Here is a 10,086-nt window from a genome sequence, read left to right on the forward strand (position 1 = left end):
GCACCCGAGACGGCCTGTCGAAGAAAGAGATCATCCGCTGTTTGAAGCGCTACATAGCCCGCGACCTCTACCGGATAATCACCTCCAACGATCAAGAAAGCCCCTCTTGACATCCATAGGAGCATCCTCCGGGAGCGGGCTGACGTGGCACTGAGCAGCGCTGGTGCGGATCGCCGCACCAGCGCTGCGCGTCCGGGCCGGATCAGCCGCGGCTGAACGGCGCGATCGTGATCTTGTCGATCGTCGGCGCGAGCCGCGAGCGGAGCAGCACCCCGGGGAAGGTGTCCGAGGCGTACGTCCGGCCGTCGAAGTTCGGCAGCTCCTCGGCGGCGAACCGGACCGAGTTGGCGCCCTTCTTCAGCCGCACCGGCACGGTGAGCTCCCAGAAGTTGTTCTCGTGGAACGTGTGCGGGAAGAGCACGCGCTGCGGGTCCGCGCCGTTCACCGCGATGTCGGCGTGGCGGGCGAGCGGGTCCGGGTTGTAGTGCGTCGCCGCCGACTGCTCGGGGTTGGCGTAGCGCACCCGCATGGCGTACGTGCCCGCCGCGGGCGCCTGCACGGCGAAGGTGAGCGTGCTGGCGTTGCCGGGCGGCCCGCCGATCCCGCCGACCGCCGCGCCGCCGCTCGCCAGCGAGAACCGCGCGACCTGGGCGGACCCGGCGACGTTGGCGGACTCCGCCTCGTACGCGGTGGCGGGCAGCGCCGCCGCGGACGGCGTCACCCGCAGCCGGTCGACGAGCGCGGTGCCCGTCCGGCCGGTGACGGTGACCTTGTTGACGCCACCCGACAGGGACACGGCCGTGCCGGCGTCGCCGCGCCGGGCGGTCGTCACCTCCTGGCCGTTGACCGACACCGAGGCGCGGCCGGAGCCGAGCAGGTCGAGGCCGAGCGTGGCGGCGGCGTCCCGGGCCGAGTAGACCCAGAAGGTGACGGCCTGGCCGCGCTTGGCCGAGACGACGCCGGAGCCGGAGACACCGCGCTCGCGCCGGTCGTCGTAGGAGGCGCGGGCGCCGTCCAGATCGGCCAGCTCCGCCTCGTAGGACGTGGTCGCCGCCGCCGGGTTCGGCAGCGAGAGCCGGATGCGGTCCACGATCGCGTCGCCCTTGGTGGCCCCGGCGCCGTCGAGGCTGCGGGCGGCCAGCGAGATGACGTGCTCGCCCGCGGTGAGCTCGACGGTGGTGTCGGCGTGGTCCCACACCACCCACTTGTAGCCGAGCGGCAGGAACAGCTCCTGCTCGGCGGCCCCGTCCACGCGGACGAACACGTTGGTCGGCCCCTGCTCGCGCACCAGGTCGTAGGTGTTGAGCGAGTTGGCGAAGACGCTCAGGTCGTAGCGGCCCGCCTGCGGGACCTGCACGGTGAAGTCGAGCACGCCGTCGGAGCCGGTGCGCAGCCCGCCCACGTTGTAGCGGCCGGAGGTGTAGAACTTCGACACGTCGGACGGGGAGCCCTCGGGGCCGTTACGGCTGTAGCCGCCGCCGGTGTACTTGGCGTCCTCGGCCTCGTACGAGCGTTCCCACAGCTCGGGGGCCGGCGCGGTCACGGTGCCCGGACCGGCCGGGGTGAGCACGATCTCGTAAGCCGACGACTCCCGCAGCGCTGGCAGGGCGTCGCCGAAGTCGAAGGCGACGGTCCCGTCCTCGACCCGGACGTCACGCTCGGCGACGATCTCCGGCTGCGCCGAGTCGCCGATCTGCCCGGTCCACGGGATCTCCCTGATCCAGGCGTGCACCGTGCGTCCGAACACGCCGGCGGGGACGTGCTCGAAGCGGACGTGGCTGCGGCCGGTCGCGCCGCCGATGATCGCGCGGGCCTGCTTCCTGTCCCGGTCGAGCGTGCCGAGGCCCTGCAGCGTGTAGTTCTGCCCCGGGTACGGCGGCGAGACCCGCACGGTGTGCCCGCTCATGCTCCCGTAGGCGTTGAACAGCCACCACTGGCCGTTGCCCCGGTTGGCCTGCACGGCCGAGTCGGACAGGTTGCCGTCGATGTTCCAGTAGGCGATGTCGGCGTCCACCTTCGACTCCTCGATGGCCGACACCCACTGGATCATCTGGCCGGGGACCGAGGTGTGGTAGTTGAAGGCGTACTCGTTGATGTTGATCGGCAGCCGCTTGCCCGGCAGGACCTCGGCCTCCATCGCGCGGTAGCGCTTGACGCTCTCCCTGACCTGCTCCGGGTGGCTGAGCTCGTGCCAGGTCATCACGTCGGGGACGGTGCCCGCCTCTGCCGTGTGCTCCAGGAAGCCCTTGACCTGGGCGTACAGGACGCTGGTGTTCGGGCCGGCGATGCGGGCGGCCGGCATCTTGCCCTTGATGAGGGCGTACACGTCGTCCCAGGCCCTGAAGTAGTCGCGCGGGTCATTGAGCCAGCTGACCCGGTTGTAGCTCCACTCGCCGGTGCCGAACATGTTGCCTTCGGGCTCGTTGAACGGCACGAAAACGATGTTGTCCTGATATTTCGCGTCGAGCTGCAGCACCTGATCGACCTGCTTGGCGATCTTCTCCTTGTACGTGGCCAGCTTCTCCTCCGGGGTCGCGCCCGGCCACTGGTAGGGGAAGCCGCGGTGGATGTCGGTCATGTAGACGTACACGTCGCCGTCGGTGCTGTCGGCCAGCGGCTTGACCACCTCCAGCGCGTCGGCGCCGGGGTGCTGCGGGCCGTCCTGGGCCTTGGTCGAGACCGTGCGCAGCCGCATGCCCTCGATCAGGTTGTTGGTCGGCACGCCTGGGCCGTAGAGGCCGTAGAGGGTGCCGGAGGCGCCGCCGTGGAAGGCGCCGGTGTCCTCGGCGAGGTCGATGACCAGCTCGTTCTCGCGGATCACGGTGACCTGGGCGGTGACGGGCCGGCCGCCCGCGGTGCCGGTCACGGTGAACGTGCCGATCGCCGCGTAGTCGTCGGGGTCCACGGGCGACCAGGCGATCGGCAGGTCGCGGTCGTAGCCGTCGGAGAAGGTGGCCCGGACGGCGGGCGGCAGGGCGGGCGCGGTGCCGATCGAGGTGCGTACCGCGAAGGTGTCCCGCTCCAGGGCGGTCGGCGTGGGCGGCTCGCCGCCGGCGAGCTCGGCCACCTGCTCGGCCGTCAGGGCGTCGGCGTAGAGGCGGAAGTCGTCGATCGCGCCGTCGAACAGCGGGTCGGCGTAGAACGAGCGCCCGATGAACCCGGCCGACGTCGTGGCCGCGTCGATGAGCTGCGCGGCGGTCACCGTGGTGGCGGCGGAGGCCACGGCGGCCCCGTCGAGGTAGGTGGTGACCCGCCGCGCGGTGGTGTCCAGGGTGACCGTGAGCGTCTTCCACGCGCCGGCGGGCAGCGCGGCCGAGCCGGTGACCTGCGCCTCGCCCCCGGCGGCCAAGGCGGTGACGGCGGTGCGCAGGCGGCCGTCGCCGTTGTACGGGGTGGTGAAGAGGTAGCGGCCGGTGTCCTTGCCGAGCGCGTAGATCCACTGCCAGGGCGCGGTGGTGCCGTCCCACTTCACCCGCACGGAGACCGTCAGGTCGGTCTTGCCGGCGATCGCCTCCAGCGGCAGCCGCACGTACGCGCCGCCGGAGTCGGGGGCGCCGCCCGGCAGGCTCAGCGCCTGGCCGCCGCCCGCTCCGGCCACGAGCGCGGCCGTGGCGCCGTTGACCAGCGTCCCGTGCCGGCCATGGCCGGAGGAGTCGGTGATGGAGCCGGTGGCGAGGTCGTCGGCGTCGAAGGTGTAGACGAGGCCGGGGACGGGTGGGGCGACGGCCCGGGCGTCGGCGACGCCCGTCGATAACGCGACGGTGAGCGCGGCCGGCAGCAGCGCGGCACGCATGACTCGGGAGATGGCCATGACGACTTCCCTCGGTGCTGGAAGGGGAGTGCCGGTCCCGCTTCACCTAAATGTGAGCGCTAACAACGTCCCGGGGAGTCGACCGCGACGCAATGAGAGTTTCGCGTAGGTTACGTAGCCGTGCGCCGCGCGTCAATGCCTCTTTTCCGGCATGTCACGATTCTGCATCGTCCGTAACCTTTCGCCTTGACGGGCGCGCCCGGAAGGACGATGGTCGGGGGCATCGTTGAACCGGTTCGCCTGCTCCTGGCGAGTGTCACTCGCGACGGTGCCGAGTCGCGCGGCGGCAGAAGCCAATCCAGCATGCCCTTCCGCTGGTGGGCCGGTCGGCGAAGCGGGGAGTCCGCGACACGGTGTCGAACCGGTTCGACGTATCGGAGGTGATTGTGGCGACGATCGGAGACGTGGCCAAGGAGGCCGGGGTGAGCCGCAGCACGGCGTCGTACGCGCTGTCGGGCAAGCGGCCCATCTCGGAAGAAGTCCGCCGGCGCGTGCTGGCGGCGGCCGAGGCGCTGGCGTACACGCCGAACGCGGGAGCCCGCGCGCTGGCCACCTCCCAGACCAAGGTCCTCGGTCTGCTCGCGCAGTTCCACGAAGACGAGTTCGCGCCCGCGATGATGCAGTACATCCTGGGCGTCACCGACACCGCCCGCGACCTGGGCTACGACACGCTGCTGGTGACCGAGGCCGACGGCGCGCGGGCGCTGCGGCGCATCACCGACTCGCGGATGGTGGACGGCGTCGTGCTCATGAACATCGCCGAGGACGACTCCAGGCTGCCCATCCTGCGGGCCGCGCCGCAGCCGGGCGCCCTGGTCGGCCTGCCCGGTGACTGCTCCGGGCTGGACGTGTTCGACCTCGACTTCGAGGAGGCCGGCCGGGTGATGGTGGACCACCTCCACCGGCTCGGCCACCGCGAGCTGATCCTGATCTCGCAGCCCGAGCACGTGGTCGAGCGCGGCGGCGCGTACGTCTGGCGCCTGCGCGACGCCGCCCTGGAACGGGCCCGGCAGCTGGGCGTCACGATGCACGCCGTTTACGGCGAGTCCCGCCAGCCGGCCGTCGGGCGGCTGCTCAACGGCCTGCTCGACACCTTTCCCGAGGCCACCGGCCTGCTCATCAACAACGAGGCGGCCGCGGCGGCGCTGCCTTCCGTCACCTACGCGCGCGGGCTGCGGGTGCCCGAGGACCTGTCGGTCATCGGGCGCTACTCCGCCGAGTTCGCCGCGACCTTCTCTCTGCCCTACTCGTTCATCGAGAGCGCACCCGACCGCCTGGGCGCCATGGCGGTGCGCCAGCTCGTGCGCCGCGTGGAGTCCCAGGCGGCGCGCGCGGAGCCGTTCGTCGTGCGCTTCATCTCTCCCGAGCTGGTCTCGCTCGGGAGCACCGCACCCCCGCTCTCGCGCTGATCGCGCGGGCGACAGCCCTGACCGTTCGACGGCGCTCGATGGTAGCGCTAACACTGGAGAATTCGGATGAAGCATACGTCCGTCAAGGCAACCGTGATCGGAACGGCCGTCCTGGCCCTGGCCGCCTGCGCCTCCACGCCCCCGCAGGGCGGCGGCACGTCCGCCTCCGCCGCGAGCGGCGCGTACACCTGGTGGGACCCGTACCCGCAGCACGACGCGGGCTCCGCGTGGGCCAAGCGGGTCGGCGCCTGCGGGCAGCAGGCCGGCGTCACCATCCAGCGCACCGCCTACGACACGACCGCTCTCACCAACCAGGCCCTCCTGGCAGGCCAGGAAGGCAACGCGCCCGACGTCATCCTCCTCGACAACCCGGCCGTCTCGACGCTGGCCGACGCGGGCATGCTGACCGCGATGTCGGACTTCGGCCTCGACACCGCGCGCTTCGACAAGAACCTCATCGCCGCCGGCGAGCTGGACGGCAAGACCTACGGCATCCCCATCGGCGCCAACACCCTCGCGCTCTACTACAACAAGAAGGTCCTCGATGACGCCGGCGTGAACCCTGACTCGATCAAGGACTGGGCCTCGCTCACCGCCGCGCTGAAGAAGGTCAAGGCCGCGGGCAAGAAGCCGATCACGTTCTCCGCCATCGGCACCGAGGAGGGCTCCTTCCAGTTCCTGCCCTGGTTCTGGGGCGCGGGCGCGCAGCTCACCCAGCTCGACTCGCCCCAGGCCACCGAGGCGCTGGAGCTGTGGAGCTCCTGGCTCAAGGACGGCCTGGCGCCCAACTCGGTCATCAGCAACTCCCAGAACACGACGTGGGAGGAGTTCCTGACCGGCGAGTTCGCCTTCGCCGAGAACGGCACCTGGCAGATCAACAGCGCCGCGAAGGCCGGCTTCCCCACCGGCATCGTGCAGATCCCCGGCAAGGACGGCGGCGCCGCCCCGACGCCCACCGGCGGCGAGTTCATCACGGTGCCCGTGCAGAAGGACACCAAGCGCTACGACGTCACCAAGAAGATCCTCGAATGCATGACCACGCCCGAGGGCCTGGTCGAGACCGGCACGACGTTCGCGTACTACATCCCGTCCACCGCCGACGGGCAGCAGGCCATCCTCGCCAAGGAGCCGAGCCTCAAGCCGTGGGTGGAGGCCGTACGCACCGCCAAGGGCCGCACCAGCGACAACCTCGGCACCAAATATCCAAAGATGTCCGAGGCCCTGTGGACCGGCGTGCAGAAGGCGCTGAGCGGCGCGGCGTCCCCCGCCGACGCGCTCAAGGACGCCCAGGCCCAGGCCAAGCAGGCGACCGGCAACTGATCATGGCGACACCCCGAACCGTCGCGGCGCGCGCCGATCGGCCGGCCGCCACCCGGCACGCCCGGCCCGCGCCCCGGCGCAACCGGGCGAGCCGGTGGACGGCCCTGGCGTTCCTCGCACCGCTGATCGTCTACCTGCTGCTCTTCTACGCCTATCCGCTGTACCGCAACATCGACCTCAGCGTGCACGACTACACGCCGCGCGCCTTCATCCAGGGCAACCCCGAGTTCACCGGCCTGGAGAACTACCGCACGATCCTCGCCGACGACGCATTCCTGCGCGCGTTGGGGAACACCGCCCTGTTCACGCTGGGCTCCATCGCCGTCCAGTACGCACTCGGACTGGCACTCGCGGTCTTCTTCCACCGCTCCTTCCGGCTGTCGGCGGTGCTGCGCGCGATGTTCCTGGTGCCGTGGCTGCTGCCGCTGATCGTGTCGGCCTCGACCTGGTCGTGGATGCTCAACAGCGACAACGGCATCGTCAACGCGGCCCTGCAGGCGTTCGGGATCGGCCAGATCAACTGGCTGACCTCGCCGGACACCTCGCTGCTGGCGGTCACGGTCGCCAACATCTGGCTCGGCGTGCCGTTCAACCTGGTGATCCTCTACGCCGGGCTGCAGAACATCTCCGCCGACCTGTACGAGGCCGCCGGGCTGGACGGCGCGAACGCCTGGCAGCGGTTCTGGCGCATCACCTTCCCGCTGCTGCGCCCGGTGTCGGCGATCACGCTGCTGCTCGGCCTGATCTACACGCTCAAGGTCGTCGACATCATCTGGATCATGACCAGGGGCGGCCCGGCGGACGCCTCCACGACCCTCGCCATCTGGTCCTACCGCGAGGCGTTCGGCACCGGGCAGCCCGACTTCTCCCCGGCGGCGGCCGTCGGCAACCTGCTCATCCTCATCGCACTCGCCGCCGGGCTCGTGCACGTACGCCTGCAGCGCAGGGAGGAGCGGACATGAGACGCACCTGGTGGCGGACCGCGCTCGGCGTCGTCCTGGTGACGCTGATGCTCTTCCCGGTCTACTGGATGGCCAACGTCTCGCTCACCAGGACGAGCGACATGCGGGCGGACCCGCCCCACTGGTTCCCCTGGAACCCGACGTTCGAGGGTTACACCGCCGCGCTCGGCCAGCAGCTGCCCGCCCTGGCCACCAGCCTGTTCATCGGCCTCGGCACGGTCGTGCTCACGCTGGCGGTGTCGCTGCCGGCCGGCTACGCGCTGGCCAAGCTGCGGCCGCCCGGCGGCCGGGCGATCGACTTCCTGCTGCTGGTCGCGCAGATGATCCCGGCGGTCGTCATGGCGATGGGCTTCTACGCGATCTACATCAGGCTCGGCCTGCTCAACACCGTCGCCGGGCTCATCGTGGCCGACTCGACGCTCTCCGTGCCGTTCGGGGTGCTGCTGTTCCGGGCGTTCATGGCGGGCATCCCCGGCGAGCTGCTGTCGGCGGCGCAGATCGACGGGGCGAGCACCTGGCGCACGTTCCGCTCCATCATCCTGCCGCTGAGCCGCAACTCGGTGATCACCGTGTCGCTGTTCACCTTCCTGTGGGCGTGGTCGGACTTCATCTTCGCCTCGACGCTCAACCGCAACAGCGAGGTCATCCCCATCACGCTCGGCATCTTCCGCTACATCGGCAACAACACCACCCAGTGGAACTCGATCATGGCGACCGCCGTGATCGCGTCCGTCCCCGCGGCTTTCCTCCTGGTCCTCGCGCAGCGCTACATCGCCGCCGGGGTCACCGCGGGCGCGGTGAAGGACTGACCAGAAAGGCTTTGACGACATGACCGAAGGCACGACGGGCGGCTGCCCCGTGCTGCCCTCACGCGGCCGGGTGCGCCCCCTCGGGCTCGCGCAGGTCTCGCTCACCGGCGGCTTCTGGGCCGAGCGGCAGGCCGTGAACGCCACGGCCACGCTCGCCCACTGCGAGTCGTGGATGGAGCGCCTCGGCTGGCTCGCCAACTTCGATCGTGTCGCCGACGGGACGACCGCGCCCGACCGTCCCGGCTGGCCGTTCTCCGACTCCGAGGTCTACAAGCTGCTGGAGGCCCTGGCCTGGGAGACCGGCCGGACCGGCGACGCGGAGGCCGAGGCCGCGATCAAGCGGATCACCGTACGCGTCGCCCGCGCGCAGGACCCCGACGGCTACCTCGGCACCTGCTTCGGGCACGGCGACCAGCCGCCGCGCTACAGCGACCTCGAAGGCGGCCACGAGCTCTACAACCTCGGCCACCTGCTGCAGGCCGCCGTCGCCCGGCTGCGCACGCACGGCGAGGACGACCTGGTACGCGTCGCCCGCCGGGCCGCCGACCACGTGTGCCGGACCTTCGGCCAGGACGGCCTGGCCAAGATCTGCGGCCACCCGGAGATCGAGGTCGGCCTGGCCGAGCTCGGCCGCGCGCTCGGCGAGGACCGCTACATCGAGCAGGCCCGGCTGTTCCTCGACCGCCGCGGCCACGGCACGCTGCGCGACATCCCGCTCGGCCGCGCCTACTTCCAGGACGACCTCCCCATCCGCCAGGCCGACGTGTGGCGCGGCCACGCCGTACGCGCTCTCTACCTCACCGCGGCGGCCGTGGACGTGGCCGTCGAGCGCGGCGACGACGAGCTGCTGCGCGCGGTCGAGCGGCAGTGGGAGCGCTCGGTCTCGCGCCGGACCTACATCACCGGCGGCATGGGCTCGCGCCACCAGGACGAGGGCTTCGGCGAGGACTGGGAGCTGCCGCCGGACCGGGCCTACTGCGAGACCTGCGCCGGCGTCGCCTCGATCATGGTGTCCTGGCGGCTGCACCTGGCCACCGGCGACGTGCGCTACACCGACCTGATCGAGCGCACGCTCTACAACGTCGTGGCGACCTCGCCGAGCACCGACGGCCAGGCGTTCTTCTACGCCAACCCGCTGCACCAGCGCACCCCTGGCCGCCCGGCCGACGCGAACGAGGTCAGCCCGCGCGCCGAGGCCGGCGTCCGCGCCCCGTGGTTCGACGTCTCCTGCTGCCCCACCAACGTGGCCCGCACCCTGGCCGGTCTCGGCGGCTACCTCGCCACCGCCGACGACGACGGCCTGCAGATCCACCAGTACGCCCCCTGCGCCATCCGTACCGAGCTGCCCGACGGGCGGCCGATCGCCGTGGACGTGGAGACCGGCTACCCCGAGACCGGAACCGTCCGCGTCCGCGTCGCCGCCGGCTCCACCGGCCCCTGGACTCTCAGCCTGCGGGTCCCCGCCTGGGCGGCCGGCGCCACGCTGACCGACGAGGGCCGCACCCGGGAGGTCGCGCCCGGCCTCGCCGAGATCACGCGGGAGTTCCGCGCGGGCGACGTCATCGCCATCGACCTGCCGATGGCGCCCCGCTTCACCTGGCCCGACCCGCGGATCGACGCCGTGCGCGGCTGCGTCGCCGTCGAACGCGGCCCCGAGGTCCTGTGCCTGGAGTCCCGCGACCTGCCCGGCGCCGCCGGGCTGGACGCCCTCGTGATCGACCCGTCGGCCGGCCTGCGCGCCGAGCCCGGCGGGGTGGACGCCTGGCGCTTCGACC

Annotated in this window: 6 protein-coding genes; 5 read left to right on the forward strand and 1 reads right to left on the reverse strand. The window is 71.4% G+C overall.

Annotation, left to right across the window (positions count from 1 at the left end; all coding sequences use genetic code 11):
- Positions 1–202 precede the first annotated feature (202 nt).
- Entirely contained in the window at positions 203–3,811 is a 3,609-nt protein-coding gene (locus ETD85_RS55790; protein ID WP_206059505.1) for a LamG-like jellyroll fold domain-containing protein, read from the reverse strand.
- A 386-nt stretch (positions 3,812–4,197) separates the two neighbouring features.
- Here ETD85_RS55790 and ETD85_RS55795 point away from each other — a divergent pair, with 386 nt between their 5' ends.
- The 5 genes from ETD85_RS55795 to ETD85_RS55815 all read left to right on the forward strand — a co-directional run.
- Entirely contained in the window at positions 4,198–5,220 is a 1,023-nt protein-coding gene (locus tag ETD85_RS55795; protein WP_138697961.1) for a LacI family DNA-binding transcriptional regulator, read from the forward strand.
- Positions 5,221–5,286: 66 nt separating this feature from the next.
- Positions 5,287–6,540 (forward strand): sugar ABC transporter substrate-binding protein, encoded by a 1,254-nt coding sequence (locus tag ETD85_RS55800; protein ID WP_138697962.1) that lies wholly within the window; start codon positions 5,287–5,289, stop codon positions 6,538–6,540.
- 2 nt (positions 6,541–6,542) lie between these two features.
- The gene (locus ETD85_RS55805; protein ID WP_138697963.1) at positions 6,543–7,502 is read left to right on the forward strand and encodes a carbohydrate ABC transporter permease; all 960 of its coding nucleotides are present in this window, start codon (positions 6,543–6,545) and stop codon (positions 7,500–7,502) included.
- Complete coding sequence (locus ETD85_RS55810) at positions 7,499–8,311, forward strand: carbohydrate ABC transporter permease (protein WP_138697964.1); 813 nt, start codon at positions 7,499–7,501, stop codon at positions 8,309–8,311. Before ETD85_RS55805 ends, ETD85_RS55810 begins: the two co-directional genes overlap by 4 nt.
- 19 nt (positions 8,312–8,330) lie before the next feature.
- Positions 8,331–10,086 (forward strand): glycoside hydrolase family 127 protein (locus ETD85_RS55815; protein ID WP_138697965.1); only part of this gene is annotated, 1,756 nt, incomplete at its 3' end.

This window comes from Nonomuraea zeae, from assembly GCF_005889725.1.
Taxonomy (GTDB): domain Bacteria; phylum Actinomycetota; class Actinomycetes; order Streptosporangiales; family Streptosporangiaceae; genus Nonomuraea; species Nonomuraea zeae.